Origin of the sequence: Rhizobium sp. P32RR-XVIII, assembly GCF_012641395.1 — a bacterium.
GTDB lineage: Bacteria > Pseudomonadota > Alphaproteobacteria > Rhizobiales > Rhizobiaceae > Rhizobium.
Genome location: NZ_JABAIH010000039.1, coordinates 1 through 18,243 on the forward strand (window position 1 = coordinate 1; position 18,243 = coordinate 18,243).

The 18,243-nt window shown below is 58.3% G+C and carries 19 protein-coding genes and 1 pseudogene; 9 read left to right on the forward strand and 11 right to left on the reverse strand.

What is annotated here, in order from left to right; genetic code table 11:
- Positions 1–670: 670 nt before the first annotated feature.
- Complete coding sequence (locus tag HGP14_RS33955) at positions 671–1,528, forward strand: PAS-domain containing protein (RefSeq protein WP_168834182.1); 858 nt, start codon at positions 671–673, stop codon at positions 1,526–1,528.
- A gap of 36 nt (positions 1,529–1,564) precedes the next feature.
- A complete protein-coding gene (locus HGP14_RS33960) occupies positions 1,565–2,269 on the forward strand; it encodes an IS6 family transposase (RefSeq protein WP_168834183.1) in 705 nt (234 codons plus the stop codon).
- A gap of 312 nt (positions 2,270–2,581) precedes the next feature.
- Here HGP14_RS33960 and HGP14_RS33965 read toward each other — a convergent pair whose 3' ends face one another.
- The gene (locus HGP14_RS33965; protein ID WP_246704750.1) at positions 2,582–2,806 is read right to left on the reverse strand and encodes a hypothetical protein; all 225 of its coding nucleotides are present in this window, start codon (positions 2,804–2,806) and stop codon (positions 2,582–2,584) included.
- A 652-nt stretch (positions 2,807–3,458) separates the two neighbouring features.
- Here HGP14_RS33965 and HGP14_RS33970 point away from each other — a divergent pair.
- The 3 genes from HGP14_RS33970 (at position 3,459) to HGP14_RS33985 (ending at position 4,996) form a co-directional block, all read left to right on the forward strand.
- Positions 3,459–3,746 carry a hypothetical protein gene (locus HGP14_RS33970; protein ID WP_205927456.1) on the forward strand — a complete coding sequence of 96 codons (288 nt, stop codon included), beginning with the start codon at positions 3,459–3,461 and terminating at the stop codon, positions 3,744–3,746.
- A gap of 343 nt (positions 3,747–4,089) precedes the next feature.
- Positions 4,090–4,599: a hypothetical protein gene (locus tag HGP14_RS33980; RefSeq protein WP_168834181.1), complete on the forward strand. Its 510-nt coding sequence runs from the start codon at positions 4,090–4,092 to the stop codon at positions 4,597–4,599.
- 64 nt (positions 4,600–4,663) lie between these two features.
- A complete protein-coding gene (locus tag HGP14_RS33985; protein WP_168834197.1) occupies positions 4,664–4,996 on the forward strand; it encodes a GYD domain-containing protein in 333 nt (110 codons plus the stop codon).
- A 137-nt stretch (positions 4,997–5,133) separates the two neighbouring features.
- On the opposite strand, the gene HGP14_RS36910 is transcribed toward HGP14_RS33985, so the two are convergent.
- From HGP14_RS36910 to HGP14_RS34010, 5 genes and pseudogenes are all read right to left on the reverse strand, one after another.
- Positions 5,134–5,337 (reverse strand): DUF3658 domain-containing protein, encoded by a 204-nt coding sequence (locus tag HGP14_RS36910; protein ID WP_168834187.1) that lies wholly within the window; start codon positions 5,335–5,337, stop codon positions 5,134–5,136.
- Between the two features lie 139 nt (positions 5,338–5,476).
- Positions 5,477–5,638: pseudogene (locus HGP14_RS33995) on the reverse strand (SDR family NAD(P)-dependent oxidoreductase); the annotation flags it as partial.
- A gap of 147 nt (positions 5,639–5,785) precedes the next feature.
- Positions 5,786–6,811, reverse strand: a complete 1,026-nt coding sequence (locus HGP14_RS34000) for a zinc-binding dehydrogenase (RefSeq protein ID WP_168834188.1) — start codon at positions 6,809–6,811, stop codon at positions 5,786–5,788.
- Positions 6,804–7,895, reverse strand: coding sequence for a Gfo/Idh/MocA family protein (locus HGP14_RS34005; protein WP_168834189.1), 1,092 nt, complete (start codon positions 7,893–7,895; stop codon positions 6,804–6,806). The genes HGP14_RS34000 and HGP14_RS34005 overlap by 8 nt, the downstream gene beginning before the upstream one ends.
- Positions 7,892–8,344 carry a nuclear transport factor 2 family protein gene (locus HGP14_RS34010; RefSeq protein ID WP_168834190.1) on the reverse strand — a complete coding sequence of 151 codons (453 nt, stop codon included), beginning with the start codon at positions 8,342–8,344 and terminating at the stop codon, positions 7,892–7,894. Before HGP14_RS34010 ends, HGP14_RS34005 begins: the two co-directional genes overlap by 4 nt.
- A 103-nt stretch (positions 8,345–8,447) precedes the next feature.
- Between HGP14_RS34010 and HGP14_RS34015 the strand changes: the two genes are divergently transcribed.
- Positions 8,448–9,410 (forward strand): AraC family transcriptional regulator, encoded by a 963-nt coding sequence (locus tag HGP14_RS34015; protein ID WP_168834191.1) that lies wholly within the window; start codon positions 8,448–8,450, stop codon positions 9,408–9,410.
- Here HGP14_RS34015 and HGP14_RS34020 read toward each other — a convergent pair.
- Genes HGP14_RS34020 through HGP14_RS34030 form a run of 3 tightly spaced genes read right to left on the reverse strand, consistent with a single transcriptional unit; the run spans position 9,382 to position 12,454 of the window.
- The gene (locus HGP14_RS34020; protein WP_168834192.1) at positions 9,382–9,762 is read right to left on the reverse strand and encodes a response regulator transcription factor; all 381 of its coding nucleotides are present in this window, start codon (positions 9,760–9,762) and stop codon (positions 9,382–9,384) included. The two genes, HGP14_RS34015 and HGP14_RS34020, sit on opposite strands and share 29 nt — an antisense overlap.
- Positions 9,763–9,765: 3 nt before the next feature.
- Positions 9,766–10,401, reverse strand: coding sequence for a response regulator transcription factor (locus HGP14_RS34025; RefSeq protein WP_168834193.1), 636 nt, complete (start codon positions 10,399–10,401; stop codon positions 9,766–9,768).
- Positions 10,391–12,454, reverse strand: a complete 2,064-nt coding sequence (locus HGP14_RS34030) for a PAS domain-containing protein (protein ID WP_168834198.1) — start codon at positions 12,452–12,454, stop codon at positions 10,391–10,393. Before HGP14_RS34030 ends, HGP14_RS34025 begins: the two co-directional genes overlap by 11 nt.
- A 497-nt stretch (positions 12,455–12,951) precedes the next feature.
- On the opposite strand from HGP14_RS34030, the gene HGP14_RS34035 reads away from it, so the two are divergent.
- The 3 genes from HGP14_RS34035 (at position 12,952) to HGP14_RS34045 (ending at position 15,199) form a co-directional block, all read left to right on the forward strand.
- Positions 12,952–13,776 (forward strand): alpha/beta fold hydrolase, encoded by an 825-nt coding sequence (locus HGP14_RS34035; protein WP_168834194.1) that lies wholly within the window; start codon positions 12,952–12,954, stop codon positions 13,774–13,776.
- A gap of 123 nt (positions 13,777–13,899) precedes the next feature.
- On the forward strand, positions 13,900–14,817 hold the full coding sequence (locus tag HGP14_RS34040) for an MBL fold metallo-hydrolase (RefSeq protein ID WP_168834199.1): 918 nt from the start codon (positions 13,900–13,902) through the stop codon (positions 14,815–14,817).
- A 22-nt stretch (positions 14,818–14,839) separates the two neighbouring features.
- The gene (locus HGP14_RS34045) at positions 14,840–15,199 is read left to right on the forward strand and encodes a carboxymuconolactone decarboxylase family protein (RefSeq protein WP_064683030.1); all 360 of its coding nucleotides are present in this window, start codon (positions 14,840–14,842) and stop codon (positions 15,197–15,199) included.
- Positions 15,200–15,405: 206 nt separating this feature from the next.
- Here HGP14_RS34045 and HGP14_RS34050 read toward each other — a convergent pair whose 3' ends face one another.
- Entirely contained in the window at positions 15,406–17,301 is a 1,896-nt protein-coding gene (locus HGP14_RS34050; RefSeq protein ID WP_168834195.1) for an adenylate/guanylate cyclase domain-containing protein, read from the reverse strand.
- A gap of 102 nt (positions 17,302–17,403) precedes the next feature.
- A complete protein-coding gene (locus HGP14_RS34055) occupies positions 17,404–17,922 on the reverse strand; it encodes a histidine phosphatase family protein (protein WP_168834196.1) in 519 nt (172 codons plus the stop codon).
- Between the last annotated feature and the right edge of the window lie 321 nt (positions 17,923–18,243).

An 18,243-nucleotide genomic window follows, 5' to 3' on the forward strand; every position in this document is an offset into this window, starting at 1 on the left:
AGGAGATTCCGGCAGAGATTGGTGTCTTTAAGGCGAAAGTTTCCGCTCTCAGTCGCTGGCTCGCGCATTAGCAACCAACGATATCCACCTTGCGTTTGGCGCGGTCTCTACGACACCGCCACGAGCACTAATTGTAACACCACATAGGACCGCCACGAGGATGTAAAAGGGGTTAATCCGTTTGTATAGTTCAATGGATCAGGATGTTCGACTTTCGCGGCTGTCACCTCATACGTCAGGACTCAGGCTTTCTCCGACGGCCTTGCACCGTCCGTGAATGTTACGCTTTCGATCCCGTTTCCGCCCGATATGAAATCGACAGATGTTTGCTCTTCTTTCAAGACCGCCGAGCGAACAACGCGTGAAAGGTGACCTTTGCATCTGTGGATGCCCTGTTGAATTAAGGACGATTTTTGGATGCGCAGCGTGTAGTCTGACGCTGGCATCTGTCCGGCCATCTTGGTGCGAGCTTGTACGGGAGTTCGCGGCTCGGGTCCAAATCGCGAAGTCGTCTCAAAACACTTTGCGCCAAACATTCGCGGTCGAATTCACAGTGAACCGGGACATCGAGCTAAATCACTCCCTCTGATTAGGGAATTCTTCGGTACTTCGCGCTTACTGTAGCAATAGCCGATCGATGAACGCAGCTTGCAGCGGGTGGGAAGTCGTCATGCTTGGTGCCGATGCCACGATGCTCTTGAATGATTGCCCGCTTATAACTCTGGTCCTCGATACAGCCGGATCGATTGTATTTGCCAACGCTCAAGCAAGTGATTTCTTTTCACAAGAAGGCTCCATCGAGGGCAGGGCGATCGTCGATATTCTTCCCGATTGGCCAATCAATCCGACGGGGAAGTTTGTTCTGAGGTCCCGCTCAGAGAATACGCGGCAGTTGAAAGTAACAACGTCCTTCTCGCGGGTTGATAACTATCCCACAAGAACGGTGTGGATCCAGCCGGTTGACAATGAGCTGCTTTTCAGCACTGCCGCACGGGAAGCTAAAATTCGCCTCCGCCACGTTATCGAGATGTTGCCTCAGGCGGTCTGCGTGTTTGATTCCCATGATCGATATGTTCTTTGGAACACGGCTTACGAGGAGCTTTACTCGGACATCGCCCAGTATCTAAAGCCTGGCATCCCATTCGAAGAAATTCTTAAGAACAGCCTTGCAAGTGGTGGTATCCAGGAGGTGGTCCCGGACCATGAGCAATGGCTAACTGAGCGAATGGCGAAGTTCCGAGCGCCGGTCTCCCAAGAGGAGCATCAGCTACTGGATGGCCGCTGGCTACGCTACGACGACCGCCGTACGCCGGATGGCGGTGCGATTGGCATCCGTATCGACATCACTGAACTGAAGCAACGAGAGGAATGGCTTCGCCAATTGTTCGAGGCAAACCCGATGCCGATGCTGCTCTGTGATGGCAACAGCCTCTCGATCCTGGAGGCCAACCATGCCGCGGCGGACTTTTACGGCTATGACCGGGAAGCCTTCCTGTCCAGGAAGGCCTATGAGGGTGTTGTCACATAAACGAGGCGTCAGTGAATTGGGCATAGAGACGGTGGGATGAAGAGTTCTGCCGTCAGCTACAAGCGCCACCGTTTCCCGCAACAGATCATCTCGAATGCGGTCTGGCTGTATTTCAGGTTTCCACTGAGTTTACGCCTTGTCGAGGAAATGCTGCTGGAGCGCGGAATTGTCGTCTCGGATGAAACGATCCGGCGATGGGGTCGGAAATTCGGACCGGCCTACGCAAAACAACTTCGTCGCAGGCGACCTTCGCGCCAGGATGTCTGGCATCTGGATGAGGTGGTGATTTCCATCGCGGGCAGAAAGCACTGGCTTTGGCGTGCCGTTGATCAAGATGGCTACGTTCTCGACGAGATTGTTCAGGGCCGACGCGATACGAAGGCCGCCAAGCGATTGCTGCTCAGGCTGCTGAAGAAGCAGGGCATGCCACCCAAGCGGATCATCACCGACAAACTCCGCTCCTATAGTGCGGCCAAACGTGACCTCATGCCAACGGTCGAACACCGGTCCCATAAGGGTCTCAACAATCGAGCGGAAAATTCTCATTTGCCGCTGCGAAAACGGGAGAGGACGATGCAAGGTTTCCGATCACCAGGAAGTCTGCAGCGCTTCATCTCGATCTTCTCCGCGCTTCGAAATCTTTTCGTCACCCCAAGTCACAAACGATCCGCACTGGCCACCCACATTCATCGCATCCGCGCAATAGCGCACTGGAAGGCAGTCACCGGCGCGGCTGCTTGATCGCAGACTGCTTGCGACAAAGACCGCTCACCGCTCGATAACGTGACAACTCCCGATCGACGAATGTTCGTCCCCCTGGTCCACTGACGAGGAAGCGATGAAGGCCTCGTTCTTGCAACGCAACCTTGAGGAAGGCCGCCGATTTGAACGTCCGTTCTAGACAGCGGCGAGTCGCGGAAGTGAGTGCTCGCTGCTGCCTTGGGCAGACGAGCTCGGTCGCGTCTCGCCGCGACTCGCTGAGGTCATATTAGGATGCCGCCCGATCCAGGCTCGACGACGATCGGATGCAACGTTTTTTTCAGGCCATCAAAATTAAGACCTCGAATCCAAGGTTCGCCATTCAGCGACATCCTCCATCTGTACCCAGATGGTGGCCTCTTCACCCGCGCGACCGTGTTCCAACTTGTAGGTTACGACCTGTCCGAAGGTGTCAACGTATTCAAGCAGCCGTTCTTCTGAAGCCACGGGAGGAGATGCCACGCCCTCGAGTGCTTCGCGGGTTACGATCACCAGCCAATTTGCCGTCTTGTCGGCCATGGGAATGTGACCGTTCTCATCTCGGATGAACGGCGGAAAGCCAGGGCGCATTTGGAGGGGCATTGATTACCCTCGACCATCGATATCATGGATGTATCCGCAGCCTTCTCGGTAACAGGCTCCCTCTTACCAGTGATTGTTCGTCAGGTCACCGTTCCTTCGAGACTGACCGAAGAGCCAAGGTGCCATCTGCCGGATCAGCGGGTCTTTACGCGTGATCAGATTGGTACGTCCCATTCGAATCCCGAGGCAACTTGTAGATGCCCACGCACTTGTCGCCACTCCCATACATGGCTGTTTGTAGCTATAGGCGACTTGATCACATGCCGAGACGATCCATGAGCTGGTTCGCTTCGATCGTCGCTCGCCATTGCATCAGCTCGCTACAGATGCGGTTGAGAGCGGGATCACTCGACACGTTGCGCGACTTCCACGGCCGTTATCGCGAGCCGACTTCAGAGAACATGTCCGAACTCTACAGCCGCGTTTTCCTTGCCGAACGAAAAATGCCCACCGCCGGCGCTTCGCCGTGTCAAAGACACCGTGGCTTCCGATTTGCCCAAGAAATCTCGTAAAATCCATCTACGTCTGATGCCCGACGGCCAAGCGATCGCCTACGATGACGCGCGGTTGAAGCTGGCGACGGGGGGGCATGGGAGCACAGCTCAAAATGCTCCACCATATTCGCACAGGCTCGGTGCACCCTTCGGCCCAGGCGGCTCGAAGCGACGAGGACTTTATCACGGCATCGGGCCGTCTGAGCGCGGTCATGGATATACTTCGGCAGGTTCACGCGCGCGGAGAACGCGTGCTCGTGTTCATCGAGCATCGCCAGATGCAATATCGCTTCATCGAACTGGTCCGCGCCGAGTTCAAGCTGGCCCGGGTCGATCTTATCAACGGCGATACCCCAATTTCACCGAGAGCGGCGACCCTGTGAGTGCTGCGATGCGTGGCATGTTCGAGCGGGACAATCTCCAAATTGCCCGTGCCGGCAGCCGACGGTTCTCTTTCGATCGGTTAACGACGGCGACTTGGAAGCTAGGGTCGCCAGCGGAAACCCTCCGTCATCATGGATTTGAAAGGCCCTGGATTAGTCTGATACTTGATGGCCAAAAAGACTGGGAAATGCGTTCGCGCACTTCGTCGCATCGAGGATGGTTCGGGCTTATCTGGAAAGGGATGGGGGCGGTCTACGGCGTCGCCCGTCTTATCGATGTAATTCCTCCGCGGTCAGCGACGCAGATGATCGAAACGATCGAGCGGCACGGATACCTGAGGAGATGATCAGGTCCGGCGAGGTCGCGAGTTGGAACACGCCATGGGTGCTCGCCGATGTCCGTCGACTAGAAATGCCAGTTCGCTATCGCCATAAAAGGGGTGCTGTGTCCTGGGTAAATCTCGATGAAGACGTGTCCCATGCGATCGCTCGCCAGGTAAACGATGGTCCGCAGTCGGGCGAATTGTTGTCCGCTGTTTCTGCGTCTGAACCGCTCGCGGTCTTGACTGGCAGCAAGCTTGTCGGCGAAGTGCAAATCACTCAAGGCAACATCGACCACGATCACATCTATTGTATCCGATGTGCCGCTCACACCTTGTGTGCGCTCGATCAATGCGCGGCAGGTATCCGGATCGCGCCGCCGAAAGAAAGGCTGGCGCGCCCGGCCTTCGGCGGTTTCGCCGACATCCTTGTCGTGGGCGTCGATGTTTCGACGGAGAAGAGGGCGGCGCGGGACTTCTTCACGACGTACGCCGGGTTTACTCTGGTTTATCTAATCGCGGCGAACGCCTAGATGTGAGATATTGAATATGCGGCAGATCACCCGATCTGCCCGAATGGTTGAGGGAGGATGTCCTATGCCACTGTTCATAATCACAGGGTGTTATTCAGCCACGGCAGCGAAGGGAATGATCGCCGATCCATCGGACCGGGAAGCGGCGGCCCGTGCCATCATGGAAGCAGCAGGCGGGAAACAGCATTCTTTCTACGTCACGACCGGCGAAACTGACTGGATGATAATCGCGGAATTCCCCGACGGTGTTGACCTGATCCCCGCACTTCTTGTCGTCGGCGCATCGGGAGCAGTATCGAATATCAAAACCGTGCGAGCATACACGGGTGCGGAATTCAAGGCCGCCCAAGAAAAGGCGGGCAAAATCGCATCTGCCTACAAAGCCCCTGCAAAATAAGCAGACCACTCGTTGGATCATCTCTGGCAGCGGATGTTCAATCCGCTGCCAGTTCGTAGTTGACACAAATCTTGGATTCGGCTTGGAAGGCTTGCGACTAAACAGCAGTTGAACGCATTTGCCGATTGCGGTGAGGCTCAATGAGATAGGCGAACTCGGCAAACCCTCATTTCCGAGGGATCGCCATCTGCGATAAGCGCACCTTCCTCAACCAAGGCTATGACGCGCTCATGTAATGCCAGGTCGCCGACCTGCAAATACGGGTTGCTGCTTAAGCCGAGCGCATTGCCGATGATAAACGCAACCTTTCTCCATTCCGAAGCTGCCTGCGCCAGGAGCAAGGCAAATCTATCGGTGCGGACGCGAGACCATCTGCTGTTAAGACACGGAAAGGTGCATTGTCAGCCATAAGCTTTTTCCATTCCCGCGGGTTCGGAATGTCCTCATCAGTAGGAACGATTTTTTCGCTACCGAAGAGCGTCGTACGTCAATTTGCGGGTTCCCCGTTTGCTCGCGAATCGACCGGGCGACGTCTTCGGCTGCCTCTGGTCTGCGCGCTGCAATGGTCACCGCTGCGCCCGCGGATGCAAGGCTCCTCACGGTTTCGATCCCGATGCCGCTGGCTCCGCCAGTCATGATCATGGTCTTCCCCGCCAGGTCGACGCCGGAGAGGACTTCCTCTGCGGTCGATGAGAAGCCAAATGGTAGCGTTGTGGTCATGGTTGGTCTTTCTTGTCGTTAGTCATGAATAACAATGCTAGAGGGACGCAGAGGTGATCCTGCGTGCCGTCACAGAACCAAAACGGGGCGGCCAACGGTTTCGCCTGCTTCCAGCGCGCGTTGCGCTTCCGCGACGCCATCGAAGGACACCACCCGGTCGATGTGCGGTTTCAGGCGACCGCGATCTGCGAGTTCAGCGATTTCCTTCAAGATCGCCGTCTGCCGAAGTCGATGGCCATGGTTCCGGCTGATCTGTGGCAGTCCGATATTGACGAAGCTGATATCGAGGTTTTTCCATTCGGCAGGGCCGTTACCTTCGGCAGGCCACGCCGACACGACGGTGTTCACGAGCCTGCCGTAGGCTGCTGTATGGGCGAAGCTTCTGGCGAAGTTCTCGTGCCCGACAAAGTCGAAGACTACGTCAGCGCCTGGCTCGCCTCTCCATTGCTCTAGTGCTTCCTCGATGTTCTGCGTTCGATAGTTGATGACGAGTTCAGCCCCGAACTTTCGAACGAGTTCCGCCTTGGCCTCGCCGGATACGGTTGTCGCGATCTTCGCTCCGATCGAGGCGAGATACTGTATCGCGATATGGCCCAGACCGCCCGCGCCGCCGTGGACAAGGACATGGTCGCCACTGGTGACCTGCCCCTTATCGAACACAGCCTCCCAGGCTGTCAGTCCGACAACAGGCAATGCAGCCGCCTCTGCGAAGCCCATTCCTGCGGGCTTGAACGTGACGTAATCGCCCCGAACGACCTTGTATTCGGCGTAGCTGCCGGGGTTACCTGCATAGCCCCCATCCACGTACCAGACTTCATCACCGACGCGGACATTGGTTACTGCCGCGCCGGCTTCCACGATGATGCCGACGCCGTCGATCCCGAGGATTGTCGGCAAAACAGGGTCATCACCCTCAAGGTCGTAGACCGCGCCATTTTTCCGGTTTTGCGAGTCGGCGGGGTTGATGCCCGCCGCCTTTACCTCAACGATGACGTCATGCTCGTCGCGAAGGCTGGGGCGAGCTACGTCTCGAACCTCAAGAACCTCCGGTTCGCCCGGCCGAGTCACGACGAGAGCCTGCATCATCTCAGACATCGCGCTGTTCTCCGTGGCCCGATCCGATGATGTCCAGCACCCGGTGCAGATTCACGGCGTCTTCAAACGTGGGCGAGAGGTGGGTGCCATCCAGCATGTCCGATGCGATGCGTGAATACGCGATGCCGACGCTCTGGCTGAAACCATCCTCGATGCCGAGGCTATCGTAGGTCTTCGGCACCTCCAGCTCGTGCATCTGCTCGTCTCCTTGGGCACCCCGCACGGTAAACCCGCCCAAGCCGACGTAACCGACAGGGCTCGTCAGGATCAGGTCTCCCTTGGTGCCGTTGATCTCTATATGAAGGTTGGTTCCCCGCGAGAGCCCACCGCGGAAGTGAGCACTCAAGGCAGCGCCGTTCTCCAGCAGGCCGCTGACCACGATCTGGTCGGGTGCCGTGAACGGGACCTGCTTCCCGGTCTCCACCACGCGAACCATCGACCGGCTGTTTGAAAGCGCTCCGCCAACGGATTTAAGTCCGGACCCCAGTGCAAAGAGCGTTGCGTCAAGAGTATGCGCAAACGGCACGTGCAACATCGAGGCTCCGTTCGCCATATCAAGCGTGTAGAGATAGGTCTCGTTGATCTCCTCGCCCCATATAATACCGGAGCCGAGGACGGACACAGACAACACCTCTCCGACGTAGCCGCCCTTGATCAAATCCCTGATTAAAGCGATTGCAGGAACGGAACGCGTCTGCAGCCCGATGGCCGTGAACGCGTTCTTCGTCTTTGAGAAGGCGTGCATTTTCTCGGCATCGGCGAGGTTCATCCCCAGTGGCCACTCAGAGAAAACCGCCTTGCCAGCCTCGAGGGCCTTTGTCACCAGCTCAAGATGGTGCGGCACCTTCACCGTCACCACGACGAGGTCGACGTTCGGATCATTCACGAGTTCGCCGGTCGATGCGTGGCCTCTGTCTGCGCCGAACTTCAGCGCGGACGCCTGCGCGATGTCCTTCTTGTTGTGGCTGACGGCCGTGATGCGGAATTGCGGCAGCGCCTTCAGGGCCGGGATGTGGGCAGTCGTTGCCCAACCCTTGTCCGGATGTACGCCGATGATGCCGACTTTGATGGGATTGCCTGTCATGCCGCGTTCTCCTTCGGCTCGATTTCAAGGATAGTGCGGCGAAGCTCCAGGTGCGCCAACCGCCACTGTCCGTCTTCCAGCCGCCATGTTTCGTGATAGTGCCCGTAGCCGTGCATGGATGCGGGTCGACCGTCTTTTCCATCCGGGAAGATCAGGTAGTCTTCCATCGACCAGACGGCGCTGATCTCACTTTCCGACACGATGTCGATCTCGTCGTTATGGACCTGATGGATCGACTTCACTCCTGAGAGATACGCCTTCGTGACGGCAACGAACTCGTCGGCGGCGTCGAATTGCGCCAGTAGGACGCCATCCTCTCCGACGAAACGGATGGTTGGTTTGCGTGCGAAAAGCGCGGCGAACTCGACCCACTGATGGGTGTCCACGTAACGGCAGTACCGGGCTTTGAGTGTCCGGATGGTTTCAGCTAGAGCGAGACGTTTCTGCAATTGGAATCTCCTTTTCGCGCCACCATATAGCGACGCACACCAAGAGCCTTCAGCCTCGATCGTCCCAAGTTTTGGCTCGATCGTCCATCATAGGAACATTTAATTGGACCCCTTGAGCGACATCTTTTCTTCCATGCGTATCAGGAAGGCGAAGTTTACGACGCTTGATGCCACAGCACCTTGGGGCGTCATCTCGAACGGCGACCCTTCGATAAAATTCGTGCTCGTAGTGCGGGGATCGGGGGTACTGACGACACGGGACAACCCAGACCCTGTGGCACTGCGAGCAGGCGACGTCTTCATTATGTTCGGAGACGAGCCATACCGCGTCTACGACCACGAGCGTTCGCGTGTCGATGACTGTCTTGATGTCGAGGCGCTCAGGGAAGGCAACCGGATTCAATTCGGCGGTGGCGGCACGACGACGACATTCATCAGCGGCTTCTTCGAAATCGACAGGCTGGACGCCCGGCCGCTGCTCAATGTGTTGCCGGGGCTCCTCCATCTGAAGTCCGAGCAGAACCGAAGCCGTGCGTTCCAGGCGGTACTCGAGCTACTGGCAGCGGAAGCGGATGCGCCGGGGCTCGGATCGGACGCCGTCGTGAGACGGCTGTTCGAACTGCTCTTCGTTCACGCAGTACGCGCCTATTCGGAGCAATGGGGGACCGCAAAGACAGGTTGGCTGGCTGCGGTCGCGGACAGAAACCTCGCGCTTGCGATCGAGGCGATGCACGCCACCCCCCAGACGCCATGGACCGTCGATCGGCTGGCGCAGAAGGCGGGCATGTCGCGATCCGCTTTCGCAGCCCGCTTCAAGGAGGTCGTCGGTCAAGCTCCGCTTGCCTATCTGACCGAATGGAGGATTTATCAAGCCGCCCGGCTGATAGAAGCCAATGACAACAAGATTTCTGTTATCGCGCGCCGGATCGGATACCAGTCCGAGGCTGCCTTCACCAAGGCGTTCAGAAAGGTGATGGGGCGCAATCCTAGCGAATACAGAAAGAGTCCAAGCGCTACCGAAGCGCCGACTTCTGCCGCTAGCGAGGGAATGCGAGAAGCCGCGTAATCGCCTGCAACAGCGCCCGGCTGTTGAGCGGCTTGCGCATAAACACCCGGTGGTCGTCAGCGCCAGCGTAGCCCTTGTCTTCGATATCGGTGCGCCCGGTCATTAATATCATGGCCATTCCGGGCTCCTGGCCGCGTACCGCCTGTTCCAGCTCGAACCCGTCCATGGTGTCCATTTTGATATCGGTGATGACGCAGTCAAAGGCCGTAAGGTCGCCGCTGGTCAGGAAGGAGTACGGAGAGCGATAGGTTTTGGCCGCGTAGCCCACGGACTCCAGAAGCTCCCGCAATCCCTCTAAGACCCGCTTGTCATCGTCCACGATTGCAAAGGTATGGCTCGCCTGCGCTGTCATTCATCAATTTCCATGTCGGGAATGGGTAATCGGTATGCTGAGTTTGCCGGCGATCCGCACCAGATCGGCTAGAGAATCCGCGTGCATCTTGCGCATCATGTTTCCCCGGTGAATCTGGAACGTGATCTCGCTGATACCCAGTTTGGCTGCCCCTTGCTTGTTCATCAGTCCACTCACAACGAGCGGGAGAACGTCTCGTTCCCTCGCGGACAGACATTCGAGCTTCGCCTGGAGGTCCTGGAGCGCAGCGCGTTCCTGCCGAGCCACCCGGTCGCGATCGAGAGCTGTTTTGATCGAGGCGAGCAGGTCTCGCTCCCTAAACGGTTTCGGAAGGAAATCGACAGCGCCGAGTTTCATGGCGCGCACGGTCATCGGAATATCCCCATGCCCTGTTATGAAGATGATCGGCGGATGAGGGTTGCCCGACAGCTGCGCCTGAAGCTCGAACCCGTCGACGTCGGGAAGCCGAATGTCGAGGACAAGACAGGAAGGTGTGTCGGGTTTGGGTGCATCGAGATATTCGCGTCCGCTCGCGAACGTCAACACGTTCATTCGCCAGGCTTCCAGGAAGTCGGAAAGGCCGTCCCGGACCCGCTTGTCATCATCGACGACAAAAACGGCGTGATCTTCATTGTACATTGGGTTCTCCTTCGGCTGTAGGAAGGGAAAAACGGAACACGGTTCCCGAGGGCTCAGATGGAGCCGCCCACAGTGCTCCGGCGTGTGCCCCGACAATGCTCCGGCAGATCGACAGGCCGATCCCCATGCCGTTGTGCTTCGTGGTGTAGAAAGGTTCGAATATCTTCTCGGTATCGTGCAATCCGGTGCCGCTATCCCGAATGTCTACCACCGCGTTCCCGCCGTCGACCTTCGTTCGAATTTCCAGCAGCCTGGCCGCCCCATTTAGGGTCGCCATCGCATCTAGGGCATTTTGAATGAGGTTTACGAGCACCTGCAGAATGAGGCCCCTGTCGAAAAGCACCTCGGGCAAGTCGTCTTGAAGTTCTATCCGCAAATCGCACCTCGACGCTGCAATACGCTCCCGAAGTAGAACGCAAGCTTCCTCAATGACGGTATTGAGATTGCCCGGCGATTTCGCTCCTCCGGACTGGCGAAATAGTGCCTTGACCCTGGTGATAACTTCGGCGGCGTCGTTGGCCGCATCGGCGGCCTTCCTGGCGCTCTTCTTCGCGCGCTCGAAATTTGGAGGCGTGGCCTCGAGCCACTTTTCCGTCGCGCCGCTGTTGGTGACCACGGCTACCAGCGGCTGGTTGATCTCATGTGCGATCGACGCAGAAAGCTCCGCCAGACTTGCGGCGCGTGTGGCCAGCTCAAGCTGGTGCTGCGCTTTTTGCAACTGCGCCTGCGCTTGCGTTTCGTCCTCGACATCGACGATGACGCCGTACCACTGAACTAGCCGGCTTTGGCAGTCACGGAGGACACGCGCTCTGCAGTCGACAAGGTGATATCCGCCGTCGGCCAGACGGTGGCGGTATTTCAGCGCGATCGGTTCGCCTGTTTTGAATGACTGCTCGAAACGGTTCCTGAGGGCCGGAGCGTCGGCCGGATGGACGAGGTTGCTGATCATCGGAGCGAATCCCGACCCGTTGGCCCCTCGCAGTGCCTCCAGCGTCACCCCGGAATATTTCATCAAGGGCTCATTGAAGTAGGTTGGCTGGCCGTCGGGGCTGGCGCACCAGACGAATGCGGGCAGGGTGTCCAGCATCAATCGAAGTCGATCCGCATTCGAGCGCAGTTCCTCTTGCGTCCGGTGAAGTTCCTCGATGTCGACGTTGGTCCCGTACCACTGGATTATCTCGCCGTTCTCGCCGAGCAGCGGGGCCGCGGTCACCCGGTTCCAACGGTATGTCCCATCATTGAACCGAAGGCGGCAGATCAGCGAGAGAGGCGTCTTCTGTTTGACGCAATCGGCCCACGTCGATTGGAAACCAGCCATGTCGTCGGCATGAACGACCCCGAAATTGTTGTCCCTGATTTGCTCCGTTGTCGCGCCGAGATATTCCAGTAGTTTGGGATTCTGATAGATTGGCTCACCGTTGGGAGCTCCGCACCATATCATCACGGGCATGGTATCGATGAGAGTGCGTAGCTGGCGCTCACTGTCGGCCAGCCGTTGCTCGGCTCTCCGTTTCTCGTCGACATCGATGGTGGTGCCATACCATCCCTGAATATCACCTCGTTCATTCAGATGGGGGCGTCCATATGCGTGGAACCAGTTGTAGTCGCCATCGGCCCGCCTGATGCGATGGACGGACTCGAAGGGCGTACCCGTCCTCATACTGGTGAGCCAAGCCTGAGTCACACGCTCTGAATCTTCAGGATGCACGGCCTCCAGGCCCGTGCGTCCGGTGGCGTTGAACTCGTCCGTGCTCTTGCCGACATAATCGACGACGCTCGGGTTGACGTAGACAAAATTTCCCTTGGCGTCGGTCGCCCAGCCAAGCCCCGGCATGCTTTCCACGATCAGTCTCGCGTCGACGAGATTCTGGTCGATAGTTGCCCGTTTCCGCCAGATGCTTACCAGCCAGAAAGCGCCGATCCCCGACAAAAGGAACGCCAAGGGTCGCGTGATCGAGCCTGTCCGCGCCTCGTAAACCAACAGGATCAGGGCGCATCCGACGATCAACAAAAGTGCAACCGCTGCCGCAGTCTGCCTGCGTTCGATGAACATAAGCGCGGCCACGACGATGAACAATGCACCATAGGGTTCCTGTTCGAATGCTCCCAAAGCAGTTCCCGCGAAGCCCGTAGCAAGTGCAGGCGCGTATTGCCGTATTTCAATCCCCCTCACGACATTCTCCCGGTCCACGCCACTGAAGTTGCCGGAACCATACTTCGATCCCGAAGATCAAGCCAGACGGACCGCGAGACTAACGGAAACATATGATTGGCCGACCGGACTCTGCTGCATATCCTCCCCGAAATCGAAACGTGATGGACGGACGGCCAAGAGTCACCGTCCTCGCCGTCCGATACGCCGCCCGATGGTTGGCAGAAGGATCGAGGCACATGACATCCGGTAACCCGATACACCTCCCGATATCGCGCCGCACCGTGCTCGGAACCGCCGCTGGGGCCTTTGGAGCATCGTTATTCGGATTTCCCGAACTGGCTCCGGTCCAGACCGCAAGCGCACAGTCGAGCCAACCATCAGCCGAGGAAAAGAAAATGGGCATGATCACCACGAAAGACGGGACGCAGATTTTCTACAAGGACTGGGGCAAGGGACAGCCTGTGGTTTTCCACCACGGATGGCCGCTCAGCGCCGATGACTGGGACAACCAGATGCTCTTCTTCCTAAGCAAGGGATACAGAGTGATCGCGCACGACAGGCGCGGACATGGTCGCTCGACGCAGACCGCCATCGGCAACGATATGGACACATATGCCGCCGACGTCGCGGAGCTGGCGGAGGCACTCGACCTGAGGAATGCGATCCACGTCGGTCACTCGACGGGAGGCGGTGAAGTTACCCGCTATGTCGCCCAGCATGGGAAGGGCAGAGTCGCCAAGGCCGTGATCATATCGGCGATCCCACCAGTCATGTTGAAATCCGACAGTAATCCGGGCGGCCTGCCGATCTCAGTGTTCGACGATCTGCGCGCCCAGCTCGCTGCCAACCGCGCGCAATTCTATCTCGACGTGCCAAGCGGCCCCTTCTACGGCTTTAACAGGAAGGATGCAAAGGTCTATCCGGGCTTGATCCAGAACTGGTGGCGGCAGGGAATGATCGGCGGCGCTGTCGCACATTACGAATGTATCAAGGTCTTTTCTGAAACGGACTTCACAGAGGACCTCAAGAAAATCGATGTCCCCGTACTCGTGATGCACGGCGACGACGACCAGATCGTTCCGATCGCGGACGCCGCACTCCTCTCGATCAAGCTGCTCAAGAACGGCACGCTGAAAGTCTACAAAGGCCTGCCGCACGGAATGTGCAGCACCCATCCGGATATTATCAACCCCGATCTGCTGGCATTTTTCCAGGCATGATCGTTCGGCGGACAAGCGGCTCCAGGTGAATCCCAAGCTCCCTGGAGCCGCTCCGCCTTTCCCAAAGGACATGCGATGACCCAGGATTTCAAGATTTCACGCCGCGGATTTTGCCTATGCTGCATGGCCGCCACGACCTTTGCCGCCACGGGAGGCTGGCTTAGCCCTCCTGAGGTCTTTGCTAAGGCACAGGGCATCGTTGACATGATCCGCGATGAAGCTGCAAAGGCACCGATCAAAATCCACAAGGCAAGAGCCGGCGTGTCGATCCTGGAGGGATCGGGCGGCAACATAGCCGTCCTGACCGGCGGTGATGGCAAGGTGTTGATCGACGGGGGCATAACCGCATCGCGTCCCAGAATACGCGATGCTTTGGCCGGCTTGGGCAAACAGCCCGTCCGTCATCTCGTAAACACCCACTGGCACTTCGATCACACCGACGGAAACGAATGGCTGAACGGCGAAGGAGCGGCGATCCTCGCCCATGAAAACACAAAAGCACACCTAATGACGGTGCAGAAGGTCGAGGACTGGGACTTCGAATTTCCACGGCCGCCTCTCGCGGCTGTGCCCTCGGAGACCGTCGGTGACGAGATGTCTCTGGAATTGAACAAGTCGACGCTGATGCTCAAACACCATCCGAACGCCCATACGGACGGCGACATCTCGGTCGCGTTCGGCGAAGCTGACATTGTTCATACCGGAGACCTTTACTGGAACGGCATCTATCCGTTCATCGATTACTCCACAGGCGGCGGCATCGACGGAAAAATCAAGGCCGTGGAGGAAATCCTCTCGCGCGTCGGCGAGAAGACAATTGTCATCCCCGGTCACGGCCAGCCGCTCAGCAAGAAGTCGGAGCTTAGCGACTATCGAACGATGCTCGTCGATATCCGCGGGAACGTCGCCAAGCTCAAGTCGGAGGGCAAGCCGGTCGATGCGGTGATCGCTGCCAAGCCAACGGCGGCGTTCGACGCGAAGTGGGGGCAATTCGTTATCTCACCCGACTTTTTCGCACGTCTTGTCTACCACGGCGTTTGACGCCGCAACACGGAGCCATCCTATGTCGATGATCGACTGGAATGCCTACCACAGTCAGGTGCTTGCCGGAGTTGGCGAGCTGGCGGCCCTGAGCCCCGACGTCATCCGCGGTTATCAAGCGATCGGGGGAGCAGCCAGAAAGACCGACCTCCTCGGGTCGAAAGTCAACGAGCTGATCGCCTTGGCTGTTGCGGTTTCCCTGCGCTGCGACGGCTGCATCGTCGTCCATACCGAGGCCGCGCTCAAAGCTGGCGCGACACGAGAGGAAATCGCCGAGGCGCTCGGAACAGCGATCGGTGTCAACGCCGGGGCAGGTCTTGTCTACTCCACACGCGTGATGGATGCCTTCAAGGCTAAGACACAGGACAAACGCGAAGTCTGACAGCGGGGAGCAAGTAGCTCCTGAAAGGACATCGATATGGCATCCTGACGGCAATGATACTTGCATACGTCGGATATGCGTTTCTCGTCACCGTCAGCGGCGGGCTAGTGAGCAGCTTTGTGTAGCAAGTGCCACCACTGGCAGCTTGATGGGCCCGAAGCCGACCTTCGCAGCGTCGCGCAGGAAGGTCGGCACAGAGTCAACACTTAGTCCAGTATGAAAACGTTTGTCGCCTCATGGCGGCCGCGCAACACAAGCTGGCCGACAGGTCGCGCCGAGCATCCGGAACCGGCAGATCGCAGCACGATGTCGCTGACCAGAATGACCGCTTGGTCATCGTCGGTCATGCGCTCTTTGGCGACCGCCTCGAGGCGTTGCGCAGTGTTCACGACATCCCCGACCAGCGTAAAGTTGATACGCCCAGGAGCCCCGATGTTTCCCACCATCGCGGGGCCAGCATGTATGCCTATCCGGATTCTCACGGGCGGCAGGCCAAGTCCTCGTCGACGCTGATTGTCAGCGACAATCGCGGCCGCAATGGCGCTCGCCGCGCGACAGGCTCGGGCAGAATGATCCAGCTGCAATTCGGGCGCTCCCCAAAACGCCATCAACGAGTCGCCGATGTACTTATCTATGGTGCCGCCTTCCGCCTCCACGCAGGCGGCGAGGAGCCGGAAATGCTCATTGAGAAACGCCGCCGCATCGGACGCCGACAGCCGCTCGGCGAGGCTCGTGAAGTCGACGATGTCGGTAAACAGCACAGTGACATCCCGCTCTACAAGGGTTGTCGCCTGTTCGCCCTGCGCCATGAGCTGCTTGACTAGGCGTCGCGGTACGTAGGTCTCGAACCAGTGCAAGGTCACTATGAGCGCATTGTAGGCTCGGATCGCCTCGTCCAGTTCACGAAGATGACTGCCGGCGAGCGGGCGGGCAGCCATGAGATCGAGCGTGCGAATTGCGGACGTTGCGCGTGCCAGGCGCAATATCGGCTTTCCGATCGCGTAGCCGACCCCCCAGGCGCAAGCGACCGCAGCAAGAACAGCCGCGAGCCCCAGCCAGGCCGCTCGCTCAAGCCGGCGCACTTCGCCGCCAATCTCGTCGAGCGGTAGATAACGGCCGACGACCCAAGGCTGATCGCTGTATCCTATGACGTCGCGATAGATGAAGACATAGGAAGCGCGATCGACGGTGACGATATGGCTTTTCGACGAATCTACGAGAGGTGCCGCGCCCGCTTCGAGGTCCGGGTTCCAGATCGACGCCAGCACCCGATCTCCGATCTCGGTCACTTCGGGAAGGGGCTTGTCCCGCTTGAAGAGTTGAGGGTTGTGGGCAAGCGCCGCATGGGCGAGGACATGATTGCGGCCGAGAAGTATAAATGCGCCGGCATCTGATCCGGCGGGCGACTCGGCGAGAAAGCGTGACAGCTCCGCGACCGTGACCGTGGTCAACAAAATCCCGAGAAAAGAACCCTCATGCCACAGCGGGGTACGAACATTCACGAGAGGCTGCCGCAGCCGTTCGCTCCAGAGAATTTCTCCCCAGATGGGGCGACCCGCGCGGCGCGCCATCTCAAACGCATCGTCCAGGCCGGGGACCGTGTGCATGTCGATCTTTCGCAGGACAACTTCGTCGCCAGTGCGTTCAACGCGTAGCTGCTTCAAATCCGTGCGGATGACGGCGAGCGCGGCTATCTGTGGGATGCCGGCGAGTGCCGCCCGAAGCTGACTCATGGAGGCAGCCTCATCCTGGTGGTCGAGATCGCCGTCGAGGAAAAGCTTGGCCAGGAATTCGGACTGGTCACGGGCAGGATCGAGGTGCAAGCGAGTTCGTTCCATAATCGTGTCCATAATTCGCTCACTGCGGTCGCGGACGAGTGCGACTGTGTTCTGGCGGCCGCTTTCCAGGGCGAGGATCAACGCTGCCGCGGTGACCGCAATGATGACGCCGAACGTTGCCGCCAATGCCACGTGTATGGGGATGCCGCTTAGATGCTTCGATGATGCGTTGTCGCCGCTGTTGTGCCAAGCCTTGTCGCCACCCGCCGATCGAGCTCTCGGCAGGCGTTTCCAGGCCAGCAATTTCGGACCGACAATAGACATCCGACGATCAGCGAACTGCGAGCAAGAAGAACGGCGGGTGTAGTCAGGGACGCCTCCGTGAAATCGCTCGCTTGAGGGTTTGATGCTTTCAGCTTCGGTTTTTCAGTAATGAAGATGCAGCACGACCGGTGCTTGCTCCCCTTTCGGGACCACCACGAACAGATTGTCGAACGCACTCCGTTCAATCTTGATTTCCTCGGGGTCTCCCAGCGCCGCGAGAATCTCTGGAATGGTGCTCCAATGCCCTACAACAAGCACTTTGTCCTTGCCGTGCTCTGAGCGGAGTAGACGGACCAAACCGCCACTGTCCTCATAGGAATGAACACGAATTTCGAGTCCACGGGCCTTCGCCAGAGGCTCGGCCGTCTCGACCGTGCGCCTAGCTTGCGTGGCATAGACGGCGGTGATGCCTGCATCCTTCAGTCGCTCAGCCAGCATCCTGGCTCGTTGTTGTCCCGACTCCGACAGCGGGGTTTCGTCGCGAATCTCATCGAGGCTCAGTGTTGTTGGCGGATCAGTGTGCCGAACGATGTAGATCGCCTCCTGCGCGCCGACTGAGTGGGGCAATACAAGGCTGCCGGCAGCCAAACCGATCAGTAGTCGGAGGGTCCTAGCTTTCATGGCCGTGCTCCCTCGTTCGTTCTTTCAGGGAAACGAGCAATACTACCATGCAACACAGGTTGCAGACAGCCGAATCGCAGTCTCTGGGCCGGGTCTTGGCGGGCCTCCTCTCATGGCTGGCCATGGGAGTGACGCTTGGTGTCCTTCGCAGAAGCGGTGGCAAACCGTAGTAGGCTAGTCAGCGCGCCTTACACTAGCATTACAGTTGCATATTTATCTATGATCTGAATCTATGGGTCTCCATGATTCGGAGGTCATGGATGGCAGGTGCATCAATCGAGACGACGCTTGAGCTATGGGCATCATCGTTGCGCGACGTGA

Coding starts and splice junctions, on each gene's coding strand:
- HGP14_RS33955 (WP_168834182.1), top strand. CDS start 671: ATGCTTGGTGCCGATGCCACGATGCTCTTGAATGATTGCCCGCTTATA.
- HGP14_RS33960 (WP_168834183.1), top strand. CDS start 1,565: ATGAAGAGTTCTGCCGTCAGCTACAAGCGCCACCGTTTCCCGCAACAG.
- HGP14_RS33965 (WP_246704750.1), bottom strand. CDS start 2,806: ATGGCCGACAAGACGGCAAATTGGCTGGTGATCGTAACCCGCGAAGCA.
- HGP14_RS33970 (WP_205927456.1), top strand. CDS start 3,459: ATGGGAGCACAGCTCAAAATGCTCCACCATATTCGCACAGGCTCGGTG.
- HGP14_RS33980 (WP_168834181.1), top strand. CDS start 4,090: ATGATCAGGTCCGGCGAGGTCGCGAGTTGGAACACGCCATGGGTGCTC.
- HGP14_RS33985 (WP_168834197.1), top strand. CDS start 4,664: ATGCCACTGTTCATAATCACAGGGTGTTATTCAGCCACGGCAGCGAAG.
- HGP14_RS34000 (WP_168834188.1), bottom strand. CDS start 6,811: ATGTCTGAGATGATGCAGGCTCTCGTCGTGACTCGGCCGGGCGAACCG.
- HGP14_RS34005 (WP_168834189.1), bottom strand. CDS start 7,895: ATGACAGGCAATCCCATCAAAGTCGGCATCATCGGCGTACATCCGGAC.
- HGP14_RS34020 (WP_168834192.1), bottom strand. CDS start 9,762: ATGACAGCGCAGGCGAGCCATACCTTTGCAATCGTGGACGATGACAAG.
- HGP14_RS34025 (WP_168834193.1), bottom strand. CDS start 10,401: ATGTACAATGAAGATCACGCCGTTTTTGTCGTCGATGATGACAAGCGG.
- HGP14_RS34030 (WP_168834198.1), bottom strand. CDS start 12,454: ATGTTCATCGAACGCAGGCAGACTGCGGCAGCGGTTGCACTTTTGTTG.
- HGP14_RS34035 (WP_168834194.1), top strand. CDS start 12,952: ATGGGCATGATCACCACGAAAGACGGGACGCAGATTTTCTACAAGGAC.
- HGP14_RS34040 (WP_168834199.1), top strand. CDS start 13,900: ATGGCCGCCACGACCTTTGCCGCCACGGGAGGCTGGCTTAGCCCTCCT.
- HGP14_RS34045 (WP_064683030.1), top strand. CDS start 14,840: ATGTCGATGATCGACTGGAATGCCTACCACAGTCAGGTGCTTGCCGGA.
- HGP14_RS34050 (WP_168834195.1), bottom strand. CDS start 17,301: ATGTCTATTGTCGGTCCGAAATTGCTGGCCTGGAAACGCCTGCCGAGA.
- HGP14_RS34055 (WP_168834196.1), bottom strand. CDS start 17,922: ATGAAAGCTAGGACCCTCCGACTACTGATCGGTTTGGCTGCCGGCAGC.